Origin of the sequence: Bacillus sp. FSL E2-8900 (genome assembly GCF_037966225.1) — a bacterium.
Classification (GTDB): Bacteria; Bacillota; Bacilli; order Bacillales; family Bacillaceae_G; genus Bacillus_A; species Bacillus_A cereus.
In genome coordinates this window covers 1,612,913-1,632,214 of the sequence record NZ_CP150193.1, presented here as the reverse complement: position 1 = coordinate 1,632,214, position 19,302 = coordinate 1,612,913, and the positions used below count along the sequence as shown (strand labels likewise).

The window sequence follows — 19,302 nt, the reverse complement described above, 5'->3', positions numbered from 1 at the left end:
CTTCACCTCTCTCCCCTCATTCTTAACCTGCTTTCATTCTATATGGAAGATTTATACTGAATGTTAATGTACTGTAAAGATTAAATTAAAAAACTTCTAATAAACTATTTATTTCTATAGATTTTTTCTATAGTTAAAATAAAAAAGGCGGCAATTCATAATGAATCTCTTAAAATTAGAAATTGTAGTACTTATTAAGAAATACAAAAAGCTTACAATCGTTGCAGAAAAACTTGGCGTTAAACAACCAACTATTACATTTCATATAAAAAGCTTAGAAGAAGAACTCGGTGTATCTCTATTCGAATTACGTTCTGGAAGGTATTTCTTAACAGAGGCTGGTGAGGCTTTGCACCATTATGCTTGTAAAATAGATGCACTTATGAAAGAAGCTAGACGTGTCACGCAAGAGTTTAAAGATTTTCATAAAGGTGCTATAACAATCGGCGCTAGTTATGTACCAGCGACTTATCTTTTGCCAGAAGTCGTTCATCAATTTCAATGTGAATTTCCCAATATAAAAATAACGCTACTAGTGAAAACAGCCCCTGAAATTCGAATGATGCTACAAAATCACGAAATCGATCTTGGGATAATTTCCGCTGCTCCATTTGATGAACCACTTTTAAAACAAACGAATATAATGCCCGATACACTTGTTCTTGCCTTTTCCAAAGAACATCATTTTTCAAAGAAAGACAATGTATCGTTACAAAATATCGAAAAGGAACGCATACTATTGCATCGTAATCCATCTACAACGAGAGATTTACTTACACAATGGACGTTGGCGCACAACATTACATTCCAATCTGAAATTGAATTAGACTCATTAGAAACGATGAAACAAATTTTAAAATATGGTAATGGAATTGCCTTTATTTCTAAACTTGCTATCGAGCAAGAAATACAACGAAATGAGCTATGCTATATACCAATCCCTGAATTTGAATTTCAGCGTAATATTTATACGATTCATCATGAGGACAGATGGAATTCTAAAATCATTTCTTTTTTACTACAGAGCATCACTTCATTTGCAACAAAAAATTAAAAGGCTGTCGTTATGCACGACAGCCTTTTAAACTATAAATCTATTTATTTTTCTTTGCCTCAATTTTTGCTTGCGCCTCTTCAGCCTTATCTAATGCTTCTGATACTTTCTTCTCTTTTTCTTTCACTTCATCTATACTATCGACAGCTTTAATAAGTTTATCGATTCCTTCTTCTTCTACCTTTCTACGCTTTGCCACTCTTTCATTTACTTTCTCTTCCACATCTTTTGCTTTTTGAAGCATATTCTCTGCATTTGATGTTACAGCTTTTTCAAGTTCATCATCTTTTTTCTTTTGTAACACTTCATTTGCAATGTCTTTCGCTTCTAAATACTTACCGTCTTTTAATGCTGTTGCTCCGTGATCCATTCTCTCAGCAACTTCTTTATATGATTTCGCTTCATTTCCTGATTTCTCTTTTTCTGCTTTTTCGAACCACATTGTTGCATCACTATACTTTTCATCTTTCAATGATTGCATACCTGTTTCAATATATGTGTCATAATTGCTACATCCAGCCATTACGACTAATAGAAAAAGCATAACAAAACTTAATTTTTTCATGCTGTTGTCTCCTTTTCTTTGCAAGCTCACTTTACTTTAACATACATGAAAAAGAGTTTCAAAAACTAAAATACTAATTTAGTCATTTTTATAATGATAAGTCAAATTTTTATTATTTTCTTATTTTTAAGCGGACACATCTACTTGTTTTTTCGCCATATGTTGCTTTACTCCAACTAATACAACTAACAATAACCCTCCACCTATTGTCATCATAACAATGCTAGTTGGCAACATATCTAATAGTAGTCCATATACAATCATACCAAGCGGTGCGATTGCAGTCGCAATTGTTTCAAGTAGGCCAAACACACGCCCTAGGTAGCTCGGATCTGTCGTTTTTTGCATATGTACTTGCATTGGAATGTTTACAATCATAATTGCTATACCAGTTAACATCATAAAAGCAATATAGTAAATAAAACTTGCTACTTTTGGAATGATAACTAACAACGGAAAGGCTGTACATAAACTTAAACCTGCAAACAAAAACAGTCCAGTATAAATAGAACGAAACGGATTATTCACTTCTTTACGCACTGATAAAGCAATCGCTCCCATTAGCATCCCGACTGCTAACATTCCCTCTACAGTACCGAGTTGCTTTGAAGATAAATGCAATGTATGGACGATAATGTACGGAAGTGCAACTGTTAGACCACACGCAAAAAAGTTTACCCACAATGCTATTTTCATTAGACCATATATTTCACGTTGTCTTTTTACATATAAAAAACCTTCTTTTATACTCGTCAAGAAATGCTCTGTACTTTCAGCCACTTCTTTTTTATATAAATCAAATACGATAAATAATTGCAAAATAACCGCTAAAAAGAACGTAATGCTATTTAATAGGAAAAACAATTTAATTGAAAAGAAACCATATACAACTCCGCCAATAATCGGGCCTAAAATATTTGATAAAGAAGCCGCCGTTTGATTTAAAGCACTCGCTTTTTGAATACGTCCTTCATCTACTAAACTCGGAATAGACGAAGTTAATGCAACAGAATAAAAACTTGCACAAATTGATAATAATGCTGCTGAAATATAAATAAAAAGAAGTGATGGCCCAAATATAGTAGCAAGAATAAACATACTAAGCATCGTTAAACTACTTAATAAATCAGTACCAATGACAAGCCATTTTCGATTCACACGGTCTGCTACAGCACCAGCAATTGGGCCACAGATCATCCTTGGAAGTGATCCGCAAACGAGCGTAATTGCAAAACCCATCCCTGAACCAGTAGTCTTTAATACATATAATCCCATTGCGAACGTATAAATACCTGCGCCTAATAAAGACGTCATTTTTCCAATCATCATTAAAATGATATTTCTAGTTGCAATCTTCATTCTTGAATCATGTTTTCCTATACTTATATCTCCCATTTTTGACTCTCTCCCCTTAAAAGTTAAATCGTGTTAAACTTATTATATAATCAACTTTCCAATTTTCACAACAAAAAGTTAAATACAATTAAACTTTTTAAATATAAAGGAGCAATAATATGGCAACTCTCGGTGAAAAAATTAAAGCATTACGAAAAGAAAAAAAGCTTACGCAAACAGCACTGGCAGGTTCGGAACTGACAAAAAGTATGCTTAGTCAAATTGAAAATGGAAAAGCTACACCTTCTATGAAAACATTACAATATATTGCGGAAAAACTTGAATGTGAAACGAGCTTTTTATTAGAAGAAGATGAAGAAGAAATTGTGGAACTCATTCAAAAAATGGAGCCATTAATAAAATCAAATAAATGCGATGAAGTATACAAGACTTTACTACCTATCGTTCAAAAAGAACTACCCCTTACTTTAAACACAGCACGTTTATATAAACAGTTCATAACTGGAGCGGCCATTATGAACGATTACAATATTGAATATTACGTTGAAACAGCTGTTTCTATATTTGAAAAATATACTTTGTATCGTGAAAGTACTGAAACGAAACTACTGTTTTACTATATGCTCTTCAAACGTAAAAAATATAAAGAATGTTTACAGATAATTGCTACAATTCGTGATGAATATAAAGCGAAGAATTTAGAAATGGATCTCATTACACATATACAACTATACTTAAAAGAAGCCATTATTTTACTCGCATACGGCAATTATAAAAAATGTGAAAAAGTCATTTTAGATGCACTTGCATTTTCAAAAAAACATCAAGTGTATTATAAAACAGATGAATTTTATCGCATTTTATCTTACCAAAAAGTCATTACAGCTGATAAAGAACAGTATTTATATTACATAAAAAAATCAGAGCAATTTGCCATTTTTACAGAAGATATTCTATCCATTGCGATTATTGATATTTTAAAAGCTTACTACTACAACACAATTACTAATGAATATACAATCGCATTAGAACATCTAGAACAATTCCGAGAAAAACTAAAAGATGAACCAATCTTTCAAGACGATGGATTATATTATCTTGAAAAAGGAAAATCTTTGTATGGCTTAAAACGTTATAAGGAAGCTTTGGCAATATTAAAACAGGCTACCATACCAGATTATATGAGTCATCCACTTGATCAATCGTGGGTATTAACAGCTGGGTCTTATCGTGCCCTTTGCTATATAGAACTGCAAGATAAAAAATCTGCCTTAAAAGAGGCAAAAGAAGCCGTTCAAGCAATAGATAGCTATCCTGATTCCATCTTCACTTCATTTATTAAAGAAACATTACAAATAATACAAAAACTTTAAGAATGTCTCTAAATGGTATATTATTCCTCTTTTTTAGCAAAGATAATAATGATGGGAGGAATATAAATGAATATACAACGTGCAATAGAGCTTTCTATGTCAGCAGAACAAGCCAATGTCAATTTTCAAGGCATGCCTGTTATGATTCAACACGTCGATGAAAGCAATGAAACCGCCCGCATATATGAAGTAAAAAACCCAGGACGCGAATTAACTGTTCCAGTTAATAGCTTAGAGGAAATATAAGAAATGCCACTTCTCTTTTGAAGTGGCATTTTTCTTCTTTCAGATTACTTATTATAAATTTCTTCAATCCTTTATTTTACATGAGCTGAAAAAATAAGAATTTTCTACTTCTTTTCTTTTTGTGACCTGCTAAAATACAAACTATGGATTAATTATTCGTACTATACATTAAGGGGGAAAAATAATGGCATCTAATTTAGAAAAAAACAAGCCTTATTATGCAGTTATATTCACTTCTAATTTATCAAATGATACAACTGACTATAATACCGTTGCCGAAGAAATGGAGAAACTTGCAAAGCAACAATCTGGATTTTTAGGTGTAGAAAGTGCACGAGGTAATTCTGGACTCGGAATAACAATTTCTTATTGGGAATCACTTGATGCGATTGAAAATTGGAAGAAGAACACCTTACATAAAGAAGCGAAAAAAAGAGGTCGTGAGCAATGGTATGAAAACTTCCATCTGCGTATTTGTCTTGTTGAGAAAGAATTTAAGTTTCATAGAAGTACTTTATAACTATGAAGGAAAAATTAGCTCTCGTTATTGTTCATGAAATATATGGTGTGAACGACCATATGCATCACGTTACCCAGCACTTTACTTCATCTCATATAGATGTATTCTGTCCTAATCTGCTACAATCGCAACCTGCATTTCATTATATTGATGAAGAAAAAGCATATCATTTTTTTATGAATCATATTGGATTTGAAGATGGAAAAAAGCAAATTGAAACATTCATTACTCATCTTTCTAGTCGTTACACACATATTGGACTTATCGGCTTTAGTGTTGGAGCTACCATCTCATGGCTATGTAGTAACAATCCGAAAATAGATTTTATTATCGGATGCTACGGTTCCCGTATACGTGACTATGTTCACATAAAGCCTACATGCGCTACACTACTTATATTCCCTGAAAAAGAAGCTAGTTTTTCAGTATCCGCTTTCATTCAAACATTGCAGCAACAGAATAACCCTTTATTAGAAATAAAACAACTACACGGTGAACATGGATTTCTAAATCCGTACACTGAAAAATATAACGGGCACTCTACAAAACAAGCATATAATGTAATAGATTCATTTCTTGTAAAAAACACTCTTATATAGGAGATGTAAATGACACTTACATTACTCTTACTTATTTTCATATTCATTGCCTTTTTCTCAGTGCTAACTATTATTTTCGTAACCGTAAAAAAGGGGGAGTTTTCCAAACGGCCCTACTTACAATCTATTATCGTTTGCATTTTTTTTACAAATTGGATTTTATATTTATCAACTTTTTATGCGTTACTTCCCGAGAAAATTAGTGAGTTCCTATTCCTACCCATTTGGTTTTTCCTTTGTATTTTAGGTTTTATAACTTTCTTGCGCGAATGGAGAAATAATCGTGTATTTTCCATATGTATCGTTCTTCTTTCCTTTATTAGTTTTTTATTTGGGTTATTGTTGTTAGTTCTTTTGGGGATGTAATAGAAGAAGGAAGAAAAGCCAACTTTCAACTTTTCTTCCTTCTATGTTTACCTTTAGTTTTCACTGTCACTGATTCACAAGGTGTATAATATATTTGAGGTGTCGCCTTATCAACAAACATCATAAACGTAACGAAACCGATAATAAAGAAAATAAACAACGTTAACAAAATTGCTCCTATCGTTAAAAGTATCATAACACCACCCCTATATTTTCATGTTATTACACCTTTCGCTATTATATGAGCGTAATCCTTTTTAGAAAAAGAAACGTAACAAAATAATCACAACCACTCCTGTTAATACTGTACCTAATAAACTACGAGTATATATGGCTACAAGAAATGTTGGAATTGCTGCGATCAGGTAATCCCATTGCACCGTCTCATGCATAAATAATACTTGTGCTAAAAGTGCTGCTAATATTGCAATTGGTATGTAATTTAACCATTTTAAACCCCAGTCTGGAATTTGTAGTTTGCTAAATACGAGTAGAGGTAAAATACGTGGCACGAGTGTAACAGCTCCTGCTGCTAGTAAAAGTAATAATACATCTAATCTCATTTCCATTTTTCAATCACCACTCCAATCGTCGCAGCTAGTAAGGTTGCGATAATAACCGCTATACTATCTGGCATAAATAGGTGTGAAACGTATGCAAGTATAATCGCTACAATTGCAACACTTAAATGAATTGCTAGCTTTGGTTTACTACTTATGAGCTGAAGTACAAATAATCCGATAAACATCGCTGGTAATGCATAATCCATCCCGTATGTATGTGGATCTGGTATCCACTCACCAAACAGACCACCAATAATGGTAGCAAGAATCCAGTTTAAATAAGCCGTTACATTTAGCCCAATCATCCATCTTTCGCCTAAATATCCTTTTTGCGCTGCATGCTGCACTGCGACGCCGAACGTTTCATCTGTAATTTGCGAACCAATAATGACGTTTTTTAATAGAGGTAGTTTCGTAAAGTACGGTGCGAGGGCAGCACTCATTAATAAATGGCGTAAATTAACAAAAAACACAGTAAAAATAATTGCGGAAGCAGGAGCACCGGCTGCATACATACCAGCTAATATAAATTGGGCAGAACCTGCATAAATTAAAGTCGACATAAATGCAATTTCAATGATAGAAAAACCTGCTGTTTTTGCAATTACACCAGCTGCTATACCGATGCTCAAATAACCAAATACAGTTGGTAAACAATCTTTTACTCCTTGCTGAAATGTATCGTCGCTCTGCAAAGCTACATGTGCCTCAGCTTTACTCATCTCTATCATCCTCCATTCCTTCTAAAGTTCGTTTTCCTGTTACGACATGAACTAAATCTATATTTTCACGCCATAACGTATCTAACTTATCAGCTCCAAATTCCTTTGTGATTTCTTCAACCATAATATCGTGTCGCACATACTCTGTAGCAACGAGAACTAGCGCTGGGTCATACGTTGTAACGGCCCATGAAGTGCTATCATTTGAGAAGTTCGCAATTAATACTTCCTCTCCATCACGAGCAATAACAGTTAAATGACCACCCATTCTCTTTTCAACAACGTGGGGCGTCATATAATTATGGTGAAATGTCGCTCCTATTTTTGTTTCTGGAGCTCCAAATAAGATTGAAAATATATGTACGCCTTCCTCTTCCTTTTGATGAATGTATGGCTCTATTTCATGCACTTGATCTTCCCATACAGAAATCCATAACTCTTCCTTAGCTCTACTAATTATATTGCATATTTCTTTCAAAACACGATCATTTGAACGAATATGCGAAATTACATCAATCTGTCTTTCTTGTTCTAAACAATTTAATTTCTCATCTAAAAATTCAAAGGACTTTTCAAAGTCTTTTCGCATTCGATTCATTAATTCGGTAGCTGGTACTGGTACATATTTAACTGGTTCAGAAGGTACAATATGCACTGCTCCTTTATCCATTAACTTACCGAGTACCTCGTAAATCATAGAACGAGGTACTCCTGTTTGTTTACTCACTTCATAGCCCGTTACTGGGGAATGTTTTAGTAGTCCAATATACGCTTTACATTCATACTGAGAAAATCCTAACTTTTGTAATTCCTTTATAATTTCATCCATCGGTAACCCCTCACAATCTAAATCGCCCTTACTTCAAAACGACGATTTTGCTTCCCTTTACTTTTTACTTTATCAATAACAAGTGTTCCTATTTCACTCGTATTTTTCACATGTGTGCCTCCACAAGCTTGTTCGTCTAAATTTTCAATTGTAACAATGCGGATTTCTTGGATAGTAGTTGGCAGGAGATTTATTGCTGTTTTAATCATTCCTACAGCATTTTCTGCTTCTTCGCGGCTCATATAACGAGTGGAAATTTCTTTATTTTGCTTAATAAGTTTATTCACTTCCCCAACAATTTCTTCTACTTCCACGCTCGATAACTCTTGTAACTCATTAAAATCGATACGTGCTTTATCAGGATAAATTTGATTTCCAGTGCATAGAGCTCCATACTTTTCATAAACAACAGCTCCGATAAGATGCAGTAAAGAGTGATGACGCATTAAATTATGACGCCTTTCCCAATTTATCTCTAATTTAACTGGACCTAACTTTACTTGTGCTTCATCTTTTATATAGTGAACTATTTCTCCTTGCTCCTTCTTTACTTTTTCAACTTCAAATACAGACCCATCTTGTACAATGACACCCGTATCACATTCCTGTCCTCCACCAGTTGGATAAAAAATTGTTTCTTTTACAAATACTTTATTCCCTTCTACTCTTATCACTTCTGTTTCGCAACTCGTTTTGTATGCATCTTCTAAATATAATGCCGTTGCCATACTCTCACCTCTTTAGTAGTTATAGTTATACCTACTAATATAAAAAAGAAGCTCCATAAAGTCAATTGATAATTCTGAAATTTAAAATTAATAAAAGACTCCTTTATTAGGAGTCCACTATCTCAATATTTCATTCGCTTCTTTTTCATAAATTTTATCAAATGACGTCATAACACGCTGTGATGCTTGAATCATCTTTTGATCTGTCATAAGATCTGCCATCTCTTTCGTCATATCTACATTTGAATTTTCTAGCATATGATTTTTTACTATTCCTGTTCCGTTCGGTAAATTAGCAATGTTTCCTTCTGCTAGTGTAAAGCTTTTGTTTTCACGTTGCACGAGACGTGCATTCGTTTCTGCATCTACTGTTTTTGTTTGTAACTGTGCAATTACTATTCTCTTAATATCTGGTTTTTGCAAAGTTCCATCGTTAACTTCTCTATAAATTTCTCCATTATTAGATACGAAGAATTCAACATTTTCTGGAATACGAATACGCTCATTATTAACATCCATCACATAAGCACCTGAAGATGTTTGTAAATATCGATCACTATTTAATGTGAAACTACCATCTCTCGTTAAAAACGTTTCATCATTTTTAGAAGTAACAAAAAATGATGTTGTGCCGGCCGCGCCGTCATCTAAAAAGAAATCTGTAGCGCTATTTGTCATTTGTATATTTCCTTGTACTAAATTCACATGCGTTGCAGCTGGTACTACAGCGTAATCGACCGAACCGATATTTGTTACCGCCCCATCTCCGCGGCGATATGTGTCTTGTACATCAAATACTTTAGACGTCATATTTTCTGCTTTAAATCCTGTCGTTTGAGCATTTGCAACGTTATTCGAATGAACATTAATGCGCTGCATGTAATTCATCATGCCCATAGAACCTATATAAAGACCGTTCATATTCGTTTGAATAAGGCAAGCGCCTTATTCTTCACCTCTTTTCTACGATGTTTGTAACATTTGTTTTGCTAAATGTTCAGCTGTAGCGATATGTATATTTTTCTTTATGTCTTGGCCATCTGTCATTAATACAATAGGAGCTGATGATACTGCTGGAATTTTCAACAATTCGCCACTACTTGCTGTTTCATCAAATTTCGTAAACACAATACCATCTATATGAATATCTTTAAAGTTTGTAATAATTTCAATCATATCTTTACTTTTCATTGAAGCTGATAACGTTAAACAAATATAATCTGGTTCTACTTGTCCCATCGTTTCAATCATTTCTTCCACTGTTTCTGACGTACGATAATTTTTCCCTGCTGTATCAATTAAAATATAATCGACGCGTGCTTCTTCTTTAAAATACGTAAGCGCTCTTGTCATTGCAGCTTCATCACGTACAGCAATTACTTCCGATCCAATTGTCTTTACGTTATCTTGCAATTGCTGCACTGTCCCTATGCGCGAATGATCTGTCGTTATAAAACCAACTGTTTTGTTCTTACCGTGAAATTGCCATGCCATTTTCGCCAGTGTCGTCGTTTTACCAACGCCAGTTGGACCGATTAATGCAATTGTTTGTACTTCTTTTTCAAAGACGTTTTCCGTATTGAAATGAGATTTCATATCTTCCAATATGTACCTGATAACTTCTTCTTCCGTAATCATCGTTGCATTTTCAAACTTTATTTTTAACTTTTCAGCATATGCATGAATGAAATATTGTTCCACATCGTTTTGTTCTAGCATCCGAATTACTTTTTGAATAATAAACGGTACAGATTCTTGGTTTTCTTTCTTTGTAACCACTTTTTCTTTCTTTGTAACCACTTCTTCTTTCTTTAGTGGAACGACTTGTTTCACAACTTTTTTCTTTTTCGTTACTTCCGTTTCTTTCGTCTGTTTCACCACGACAATTCCTTTTTCAAACAGCTTTAATAGTTTCTCTTTTTTTCTTGCCCATTCTTCACTATTTCCTGTTTGCATCGCCGCGTATGACATAGGAGTCGTTACATTTTCTAAATTGTGCAGTACTGATTGAATTCCATTCGCCTTCACAATTTGTTCTGAAGGATCATTCACAACATCCATTAACTGTTCATGAAATTGAGCTGTACCTTCATTCACTTCTTCCTGTTTTTCTTCTGGAAAAGCAACTAACATTTCATAATCCTTTTTCCAAAAAAACGGTATATTTCGTTTTACACTTTCATCGACAACGTAATAATAATCTGTACCATATTGGTCAAATAACTTTCGATACAATTCATTTTTCGAAGCTGCTTTTATTCGCATTAACGCTTCTTTCTTTTCTGTACTTTCCATTACTTCACCCCCTACTATTCAATATAGGCAATTTGATCCACAACAATTTCTGGTGCTAATTCGCTAATACAAAGTACTTGTGCTTCCACTTGATAACGTTCTAGCAGTCTTACAATCGCAAATCTAAAATCTTTTCTACGTGTTAATAACACTGGTTCTCTTCCCATTAAACGTGCTTGTTTAAAGACGCGCTGCACTTGCTCAACGACACGTGTTTCTAAATCTAAATCCCAGTTTAATAAGTAACCTTGATATGAATTATTCACAACATCCGCATCTAACTCGATTGAATCAGAGAAGAGCGCTGCATATATTTTTCCGTCTGGATTTTTCGCATTTTCACAAATAACTTTTGAAATACATTCACGAACAAATGATGTCACACCGTCAACGTGGTTTTGATAAATTTCTTTGCCGTCAATAATACCTTCAATAATTGTTGGTAAATCACGAATAGAAATACCTTCTTTTAGAAGTTGTTTAATAACATTTTGAACGAGTGATAAATCAATTTCTTTCTTCTTAATCTCTTCTAATAGAACGCCATTATCATTTTCAAGCGAATTAATTAAGTCTTTTACATGTTGGCGCTGAATTAATTCGTGAAGATTACGTCTAACGACAACATCTAAATGTGTAATTAATATGCTAAGTGGCTCTAACACTTGATAGCCTTTCATTTGTGCATCTTGCACCATATGCTCTAAAATCCAATATCCATCTTCACCGAAAATTGGATCTTTCGCTGGCTCTGCATCTAAATCAGCCATTACGTTTGGCGTTTTCAATGCTAATAAATAACCTGATTTTAAAACACCCTCAGCCGCCTTCGCACCTTTAATTCGAATAATGTAACGTCCGCGTGGTCTAAAACTCGTATTATCTTTAAAGTTAATTCCAGGAACGTTAATACCAAGGTCAGTAATAATTGACTTCCTCATAAGAACAACTTTATCACGCGCTGTTTCCCCGTTAATTTTCTGCTTTACAAGTGCTGCTAAATCTAAACCGAGTTCTACTATAATTGGATATTTATCCGTAAATACTCCAAATGAATCTTCCACTTGTTGCAGTTGCTCATCTTCGCCTTGAATCATTTCTATTTCTTTTTGAAGCTCGTCTTCTTTTTCTTTCTTTATTCGATTTTTATTACGAATGCCCAAGAAGATAATCGTTCCGCCAACGAGTGCGAATGGTAGAAACGGTAGCGGAGTAAAAATACCCATTGCGATAAACAAACCACCGAGCGCATATACAACAACTTCATGTGCTAATAACTCTTTAAAGATTCCTTCCGTTACCGTATCCGGTGAACCATCAAATACACGCGTTACGATAATACCTGTTGAAATCGCAAGCATTAACGAACCGATTTGGTTTACGATTCCGTCACCGACAGTTAACTGTGTATAATGAAGAGCCGCATCTGCAAAGCTCATTCCTTGCTGCATCATTCCGACAATTAAACCGAAAATAATGTTTACGAATAAAATGACAATCCCGAAAATAACGTCCCCTTTAATGAACTTCCCGGCACCATCCATCGCTCCGTAAAACTCTGTTTCCATATTTAATTTTTTTCGTTTTGCTTGTGCATCTTTTTCTGAAATAATACGCTGGTTTAAATCAGCATCGATAGACATTTGTTTCCCTGGTAAAGAATCAAGTGTAAAACGAGCTGCTACTTCAGCTGTACGCGATGCACCGTTTGCAACGATAAACTGGAATATGATTAATACTGTAAAAATAACGATACCAATTAATAAGTTTCCGCCAATTACGAACTGGCCGAACTCTTCAATAACATGACCGGCATTTCCGTCTGTCAAAATCGCTCGCGTCGTCGAAACGTTAATCGATACGCGGAAAATCCCGATTAATAACAACATCGTCGGAAATGACTTTAATTCATCCCACTCGTTAATACTTGTCGCTCGCATATAAATAAGTACTGACATACTTAGTAGAAAAACGATAATGATATCAAGTATAAATGGTGGAAGTGGAATTAAGAGCGCCACTACGAATGACGCTGCTAAAAAGATAGAAAAATAGGTTCTTGCAGAATCTATCTTAAACAAAGAGATCTCCTCCAAACGCGCTATTATACTTCAAGTTCGTTCGTCTGAATTAAATAGCGCATAACTTCAATTACAGCTACGTATAAATCTTCTGGAATCGTCTCATCTTCCTCGACTTGATAATATAAAGAACGAGCAAGTGGACGGTTTTCCACCATTGGTATTTCTTGTTCACGGGCAAGCGTTCGTATATATAATGCGAGCTCATCTTCCCCTTTTGCAACGACAATTGGTGCTGCATCAACGTGTTTATTGTAACGAAGTACGACCGAAATATGAGTCGGGTTGTTTACAATAAACGTTGCGCCATCCATCTTCTTCGCAATTGTTCCTTGCAAGATTGCATGCATAAAGTTTTTTCGTTTCCCTTTTACTTGCGGGTCCCCTTCATTATCTTTATGCTCTTGTTTCACTTCTTCTTTTTTCATCTTAATATCTTGTTCGTACTCCCATTTTTGATAAATAAAATCAATAATAGAAAGAACGATTAAAATAATTAAAATTGCTAAGAAAATAAATTTAATTTCCCTAATAATTTCAGTAAGTGATGCAGTCCAGTTAAATCCAATCATACTAACAATCTTCTCTAAATTCTTTTTAAAGAGAACGTACGAAACGTAACCGATTAATCCCATATAAAACAGTGATTTCAAAATATCTACTAAACTTTTACGACTAAACAATCTCGTAAAATAGTTTTTCGGATTAATACGTGACGCTTTCGGTTTAATGACTTTAGAAGAAAATAGGAAGCCGACTTGAATCATATAATTGAATAAATGAAAAGCATATACGAGTATTAATATTGGAGCCGATACTTTCAGTAGTAAAATCCCCATTAAATAAAAATACTCGGTTGAATCTGTATTTTTTCCAATTTGATTAAACAGTACCGCTACGGAATTCGCAATCTCAAACCCTAGCCAATCTCCGAAGAAATAAACGACAACTGCTAATACGAGAATGGAAAATAAATTATTTAAATCTTTACTCCGGGCAATATTCCCTTCTTCACGCGATTTTTTACGCTTCTGCGGGGTGGCCTTTTCTGTTTTATTATCCTTTGCCATGCGCGTCCCCCTACTTCGTTAAGAAAAAGTTAAATAGTTTCGTATATTCTTCAAGTAATACATCCGTCATATTTTTAAACACATAACCGAGCATTGGTACACTCATCGCAATAAACAAAATACCGCATGTAATTTTAATTAAAAATGCATTCATAAATACATTAAGTTGTTGGGCATTCTTCGCAATTAAAATTAAAACAAAATTAATAATAAATAGAGTTCCCATAATTGGTAATGCAATCTCAACAGCAGATGTTATCGCAAATAACAATGTTGCTAAAAGGCTATCGAGAAAATTCGTTGTTAACAACTTTGAAATTGCCTCTGTATATTCGAAAGATTTCAAGATTGTTGCAACGAAATAATTAATACCACCAAGAGAAACAAATATAATAACAAAAAACATGTCAAAAATCGTCGCAATAAGCGTCGATTGTGTACCACTATTTACGTCAAATAAACTAGATTGTGAAAATCCGATATCAAAATCTATTATGTGCCCAGCCATTTTCGGTATATTTAGTAACATTTCAATAATCTTTGCTAAGGATAAACCAATTACTAGCTGGGTTGCTGCATACGCAACAACCTCTCCATTTGTTGTCATCAAAGGAAGATCAATTTTATCTGCTACTGTAATTGATAATCCTAATCCAAATGTAACTTTCGCCATTGCTGGAACTGATTTCCCTGAAAAAAACGGTAAAAAAAACAAAAAAGAGGTAATACGACAAAAAGCAAAAAAAGTGTTTAACCATAATTCCATATTCATCTTATATCACCTTTTTTCAATAAGAACGCAATAACGTTGGAATCTTGTCATATAAATCTAAAATCAAAGTTATTATTTCCTGAAACATCCATGGACCTACAATAATAATGACTAAAATAATTGTTGCCATCTTTGGCAAAAACGTTAAAGTTTGTTCTTGAATTTGCATCATTGCCATTAAAACTGAAATAATAACAACAATTAGGCTGACGCCCGCTACAGGTAGTACAATTTCAAATCCTTTATAAAAAAAAGTTTGAAAAATTTCTGTAATAGGTGTTATGTTCATTAACTTTTGACTCCTATCGTACATATGCATAATCGCATGATACGTCTAATTATAAATATACGTTTCTACTTTAGTTTCACATAAACCTTAAATTATAAACAACATACTTAACCTACAGTTTTAAACATTATATCGACGATTTTTGTATATCCACCTAAATATACGAAAACGAGTATTTTAAACGGTAAACTTAAAATCATCGGCGGTACCATCATCATCCCTAGGTACATTAAAAGTGTACTAATAATTAAATCTATAAACACGAACGCTAAGTAAATGAACATCCCTGTTAACAGTCCCTTTTGAATTTGCGTTAACGTAAAAGATGGTACAAGTGTAAATAATGAAAGATCCTTTAAATCCTTCGGCAGCTCTTCTCCGCGTACTTTCAACATCATTTTTAAATCATGCTTATACGTATGCTTCGCCATATAATCTTTCATAATTGGAGCTGTTGTTTCCGCAGCTTGGCTTACTGTTATTTTCTCTTTCGTCATTGGATCCCATACATCGCTCTTCAGTTGCCCGAGTACAGGCTGCATCGTAAAGAGTGATAAAAATAATGCAAGTCCAACAAGTACTTGGTTTGGAGGTAAACTCATTACCCCAAGTCCTTGACGTGTAATCCCTAGAACGATCATAAAATAAGTAAAATGTGTAAATAATAGAACGATAGAAGAAGATAATGATAAAAGGGTAACGAGCGCAAATAGTTGTACACTTGAATTACTCGTAAATTCTTTTCCATTTTCGAAATTAATAAAACCGTTCGGGGCTGCATACGCTGGATTTACAAAAATAATTAAAAAAACGATAGAAAATACGAAAATAACGGCTAATAATGATAACTGTTTCTTTATTCTCATGATGGATCCTCTACTTTTTTCGTTTCACTCTTCACCGCGTCTTCTAGTGCTTGTTGAAACTGATTTCCTGTTCCGGTTAATTGCACAGACTGTACACCGTTATTACTAATAACAGTGAACACTTGCTTTCCGTCCACTTCAAATAAAAAGGCACTCGTTTGATGATTTAAATACACGCCGTCTTTTACTTGAATATGGCCATTTTCACCCTGCTTAAAAAACTGCTGTTTGCGCGTCTTTTTCGTCATATAATATGCACCGTAACCGAGCGCACCAAACAGTAAAACGACTTGAAATAAGGTCGTCATATACGACATATGACTCCTCCTCTACTCTTTATCTTGCATTTGACTTTGCGCTTTCATAAGCGCCGCTTGTTTCTTATCAGCTTCAATTTCAGAAATGATAATACCGAATTTCTCGTCCATTACGATTGCTTCACCGATGCCGACTTTCATATTACTTAAATACACATCTACTTTATGTCCTAAGTTTTTCTCTACTTCCAGAACATCGCCAACTTTTAACTGCTTCACATCACCAAGTGTAATAGATGACTTTCCAAGCTTTACACCAAGTTCAATCGAAATATCTGAAACAGTATCAATATGTGCTTTACCTGCTTCATTTCGCTTTCCTGCAAAATCTTCTAATCCCATTAATGACACGGGAGATACTTCATGCTTCATATGGATCCTCCTACTCTACAAAACTTTTAAATAGGAGCGCCTTACGCGTTCCATCTTTTCCAATAAAACAATTAAATTTATGCTTTCCATCTACATAACCAAGTAATTCATCCGAAACTTTCGTATGAAGCGGAATAATATCGCCTTCTTCAATTTGTTCAATCTCACTCATTGTCATTTTCTGCTCACCAATTGCAACGTGAACAGGTTTGTACACTTGATTTACTTTCACTTCCACTTCAGACGTATACTTTTTACGTTTATCTGAAGAATGTTCGACAATATTTTCAGACGTTAACTTATCCATAATTTCTTCAACAGATAAGAATGGAATTCCGATACGCACCGTCGTATTCCAAAAATCTGTTTTCATATTTACGTTAAGTAATGAAATAATATCGCTCGCTGTCGTAATCTTTAGTGCATTCGGATCTGTTTCTGTCGTTACAAATTTCGGTTCAATCGCAACAACACTTTCAAATGATTGCTCTAAATTTTTACAAAGAAGCAAGAATATATTATCAAGCGTTAAAAACTCAAACGCTGTTAACGGTCTACGCATCGTAAAGTTACGTTTACTATCTCCGCCAAGCCAACATTCATGAATATAAATAACGAATGCTAAATCAATCTCAATAACAATTTCTCCAAGCTCTGGTAAACCGAGGTCAATTACGCAATATAAATAATAATCTTTCGGCATTTTCTCCACATACTCACTCGTAAATGGAACTTGCTCAACCGTTGAAGGCTCTAGTTCAATTGGAATACGCATACGCGCTGATAACGTCTGTGACGTCTGTTTCCCAAACGTAGAAGCAATCGCTTGCAAACTACGTAAATGCTCAACACCGAACTTCTCTGGTCTATTAAAATCATACTCTTGAAATTTCTCTTGCTTTCCTGCTTCTTGTGCGAAAGCTGGCATTTCCTCGCCTTCATTTACCGCCTTCAGCAGGGCATCAATTTGCTCTTGGCTTAATTTTTCGCCACTCATGACAATCCCCTTCCCTACCTTTTCAATTCAACGATTTCAACGTACATCTTTCCATTCTTCGTCAAAATCTTTCCGGTTCCAATCTCTTCATTCTCAAGCATAAGACGCACCGTATTTTTCGTTGAATTTTCAAGACGATACAATGTACCTTTCGTAATATGAAGCAGATCTTCAATTTTCTTTTTCGTATTTCCGATTTCAAAATAAATTGTTAACGGAATATCATCTTGTAATTTCAAATCTAGCCAACTCCCATATCATGTTCACGAAAATTTCATGTTCTCTCTATATATGAAACTTCTTATTTTGAAACGTCGATATTTAATATTTTTTTAATATATCCTTGCGTTTCTTTAAATGGCGGTACGCCTCCGTACTTTCTCACATTACCAGGACCAGCATTATAAGAAGCAAGCGCCAATACTAAGTCGCCGTTATTTTTCTTTAAATAACCGCTTAACTCTTTCACGCCACCTTCAATACTTTCAGCTGGTGAAAATGGATTCTTCACACCCATTTCCTTCACATTCGCTGGCATAAGCTGCATAAGACCCATCGCACCTGCATGTGATACCGTTTTCGGATTAAAATTAGACTCTACTTCAATCATTTTTTGAATTAACGTTTTCGGAATTCCATATGTACGACTTACTCGATCAATAATATCCTCATACTTCCCTTCATTGAAAGAACGTATTTTTTGAATATTATACTTCTTCGTTAATCCCCACGTATCAACAGCCTCATTTTTCGTTTCTGGGAAACGTCGTTCAAACTCTTTTTGCACAACTTGCACTTCATCTGCTTTCTTCGTTTCAGCCTTTTCTTCAGACTTACTCGCTTCCTCTACTTTATTAATAGTTTCTACCTGCTTATTAACAACCGCTTCTATTTTCGTAGATTGTACCGGCTGACTCATATCTTCTACTTTTGCCGGCTGCGTAGTTTCTTTCGTCTCCTTCGCAGGCTCACTCTGCAACTTCTCTTGAAAACGACTACTAACGAATGCTTGTGGACTACTTAGCTTTTGCTGAATTTGTCCTTTCTTATATGCAAGCACTTCTTTTACTATATTTCCAACTATCATAATATCACCTTTTCGGTAAACAAAGATAATCTAATATTAGAGTTTTTTTTTAAAGTTTGCAATAATCCTTTTAATAATTATGTAATAAAAAAATGAATATATTGTTAAACTGTTATTTTTTTATATTTATTAATTCGAATTTTTAGTTGACACCCGCTATAACAAGGATTACAATAAATCTCGAAATTGATTTTTTCGCATATTACCGTTTTTCAATTTGCAGAAAAGTCAATAT

At 34.3% G+C, this 19,302-nt stretch carries 25 protein-coding genes; 6 read left to right on the top strand and 19 right to left on the bottom strand.

Annotated elements, in window-relative coordinates:
* Nucleotides 1–160 precede the first annotated feature (160 nt).
* Nucleotides 161–1,054: a LysR family transcriptional regulator gene (locus tag NST90_RS08500; RefSeq protein WP_001050611.1), complete on the top strand. Its 894-nt coding sequence runs from the start codon at nt 161–163 to the stop codon at nt 1,052–1,054.
* Nucleotides 1,055–1,094: 40 nt separating this feature from the next.
* Here the strand turns inward: NST90_RS08500 and NST90_RS08495 are convergent, their stop codons facing one another.
* Together NST90_RS08495 and NST90_RS08490 are read right to left on the bottom strand one after the other, a co-directional pair.
* A complete protein-coding gene (locus NST90_RS08495; RefSeq protein ID WP_000736443.1) occupies nt 1,095–1,619 on the bottom strand; it encodes a DUF4398 domain-containing protein in 525 nt (174 codons plus the stop codon).
* A 126-nt stretch (nt 1,620–1,745) separates the two neighbouring features.
* Entirely contained in the window at nt 1,746–3,014 is a 1,269-nt protein-coding gene (locus NST90_RS08490; RefSeq protein ID WP_048558351.1) for an MFS transporter, read from the bottom strand.
* A gap of 119 nt (nt 3,015–3,133) precedes the next feature.
* On the opposite strand from NST90_RS08490, the gene NST90_RS08485 reads away from it, so the two are divergent.
* The 5 genes from NST90_RS08485 (at nt 3,134) to NST90_RS08465 (ending at nt 6,079) form a co-directional block, all read left to right on the top strand.
* A complete protein-coding gene (locus NST90_RS08485) occupies nt 3,134–4,348 on the top strand; it encodes a helix-turn-helix transcriptional regulator (protein ID WP_048558352.1) in 1,215 nt (404 codons plus the stop codon).
* Between the two features lie 66 nt (nt 4,349–4,414).
* On the top strand, nt 4,415–4,594 hold the full coding sequence (locus tag NST90_RS08480; protein ID WP_001025731.1) for an H-type small acid-soluble spore protein: 180 nt from the start codon (nt 4,415–4,417) through the stop codon (nt 4,592–4,594).
* A gap of 184 nt (nt 4,595–4,778) precedes the next feature.
* Complete coding sequence (locus NST90_RS08475) at nt 4,779–5,114, top strand: antibiotic biosynthesis monooxygenase (protein ID WP_048558353.1); 336 nt, start codon at nt 4,779–4,781, stop codon at nt 5,112–5,114.
* A gap of 2 nt (nt 5,115–5,116) precedes the next feature.
* Complete coding sequence (locus NST90_RS08470) at nt 5,117–5,713, top strand: dienelactone hydrolase family protein (RefSeq protein ID WP_044306854.1); 597 nt, start codon at nt 5,117–5,119, stop codon at nt 5,711–5,713.
* Nucleotides 5,714–5,722: 9 nt separating this feature from the next.
* A complete protein-coding gene (locus tag NST90_RS08465) occupies nt 5,723–6,079 on the top strand; it encodes a hypothetical protein (protein ID WP_048558354.1) in 357 nt (118 codons plus the stop codon).
* 25 nt (nt 6,080–6,104) lie between these two features.
* Here the strand turns inward: NST90_RS08465 and NST90_RS08460 are convergent, their stop codons facing one another.
* From NST90_RS08460 to NST90_RS08380, 17 genes are all read right to left on the bottom strand, one after another.
* Entirely contained in the window at nt 6,105–6,275 is a 171-nt protein-coding gene (locus NST90_RS08460) for a DUF3951 domain-containing protein (RefSeq protein ID WP_000602244.1), read from the bottom strand.
* A gap of 61 nt (nt 6,276–6,336) precedes the next feature.
* Nucleotides 6,337–6,648 (bottom strand): AzlD domain-containing protein, encoded by a 312-nt coding sequence (locus NST90_RS08455; RefSeq protein WP_000425946.1) that lies wholly within the window; start codon nt 6,646–6,648, stop codon nt 6,337–6,339.
* Nucleotides 6,639–7,364 carry an AzlC family ABC transporter permease gene (locus NST90_RS08450; RefSeq protein WP_000029972.1) on the bottom strand — a complete coding sequence of 242 codons (726 nt, stop codon included), beginning with the start codon at nt 7,362–7,364 and terminating at the stop codon, nt 6,639–6,641. Before NST90_RS08450 ends, NST90_RS08455 begins: the two co-directional genes overlap by 10 nt.
* A complete protein-coding gene (locus NST90_RS08445) occupies nt 7,357–8,193 on the bottom strand; it encodes a helix-turn-helix domain-containing protein (protein ID WP_000343360.1) in 837 nt (278 codons plus the stop codon). The genes NST90_RS08450 and NST90_RS08445 overlap by 8 nt, the downstream gene beginning before the upstream one ends.
* Nucleotides 8,194–8,210: 17 nt before the next feature.
* A complete protein-coding gene (locus NST90_RS08440; protein WP_006923310.1) occupies nt 8,211–8,921 on the bottom strand; it encodes an alanyl-tRNA editing protein in 711 nt (236 codons plus the stop codon).
* A 117-nt stretch (nt 8,922–9,038) separates the two neighbouring features.
* Nucleotides 9,039–9,842 (bottom strand): flagellar basal-body rod protein FlgG, encoded by an 804-nt coding sequence (locus NST90_RS08435; RefSeq protein WP_001013939.1) that lies wholly within the window; start codon nt 9,840–9,842, stop codon nt 9,039–9,041.
* A gap of 42 nt (nt 9,843–9,884) precedes the next feature.
* Nucleotides 9,885–11,216 carry an ATP-binding cassette domain-containing protein gene (locus NST90_RS08430; protein ID WP_098376191.1) on the bottom strand — a complete coding sequence of 444 codons (1,332 nt, stop codon included), beginning with the start codon at nt 11,214–11,216 and terminating at the stop codon, nt 9,885–9,887.
* A 14-nt stretch (nt 11,217–11,230) separates the two neighbouring features.
* On the bottom strand, nt 11,231–13,297 hold the full coding sequence (flhA, locus tag NST90_RS08425) for a flagellar biosynthesis protein FlhA (RefSeq protein ID WP_000472534.1): 2,067 nt from the start codon (nt 13,295–13,297) through the stop codon (nt 11,231–11,233).
* A gap of 23 nt (nt 13,298–13,320) precedes the next feature.
* Nucleotides 13,321–14,367 (bottom strand): flagellar type III secretion system protein FlhB, encoded by a 1,047-nt coding sequence (locus tag NST90_RS08420; protein WP_061113445.1) that lies wholly within the window; start codon nt 14,365–14,367, stop codon nt 13,321–13,323.
* Nucleotides 14,368–14,377: 10 nt separating this feature from the next.
* Nucleotides 14,378–15,139: a flagellar biosynthetic protein FliR gene (locus tag NST90_RS08415; RefSeq protein ID WP_061113444.1), complete on the bottom strand. Its 762-nt coding sequence runs from the start codon at nt 15,137–15,139 to the stop codon at nt 14,378–14,380.
* Between the two features lie 16 nt (nt 15,140–15,155).
* Nucleotides 15,156–15,428, bottom strand: a complete 273-nt coding sequence (locus NST90_RS08410) for a flagellar biosynthetic protein FliQ (protein WP_339201320.1) — start codon at nt 15,426–15,428, stop codon at nt 15,156–15,158.
* A 107-nt stretch (nt 15,429–15,535) separates the two neighbouring features.
* Nucleotides 15,536–16,294, bottom strand: coding sequence for a flagellar type III secretion system pore protein FliP (locus NST90_RS08405; protein WP_061113443.1), 759 nt, complete (start codon nt 16,292–16,294; stop codon nt 15,536–15,538).
* On the bottom strand, nt 16,291–16,611 hold the full coding sequence (locus tag NST90_RS08400) for a hypothetical protein (protein WP_000121176.1): 321 nt from the start codon (nt 16,609–16,611) through the stop codon (nt 16,291–16,293). Before NST90_RS08400 ends, NST90_RS08405 begins: the two co-directional genes overlap by 4 nt.
* A gap of 12 nt (nt 16,612–16,623) precedes the next feature.
* Complete coding sequence (fliN, locus tag NST90_RS08395) at nt 16,624–16,983, bottom strand: flagellar motor switch protein FliN (RefSeq protein WP_000680010.1); 360 nt, start codon at nt 16,981–16,983, stop codon at nt 16,624–16,626.
* A 10-nt stretch (nt 16,984–16,993) separates the two neighbouring features.
* Nucleotides 16,994–17,980 carry a flagellar motor switch protein FliM gene (fliM, locus tag NST90_RS08390; protein ID WP_000012360.1) on the bottom strand — a complete coding sequence of 329 codons (987 nt, stop codon included), beginning with the start codon at nt 17,978–17,980 and terminating at the stop codon, nt 16,994–16,996.
* Nucleotides 17,981–17,994: 14 nt separating this feature from the next.
* Nucleotides 17,995–18,219: a flagellar motor switch protein FliN gene (locus NST90_RS08385; RefSeq protein WP_000775712.1), complete on the bottom strand. Its 225-nt coding sequence runs from the start codon at nt 18,217–18,219 to the stop codon at nt 17,995–17,997.
* A 62-nt stretch (nt 18,220–18,281) separates the two neighbouring features.
* Nucleotides 18,282–19,067 (bottom strand): lytic transglycosylase domain-containing protein, encoded by a 786-nt coding sequence (locus tag NST90_RS08380; RefSeq protein ID WP_061113442.1) that lies wholly within the window; start codon nt 19,065–19,067, stop codon nt 18,282–18,284.
* Nucleotides 19,068–19,302: the final 235 nt, after the last annotated feature.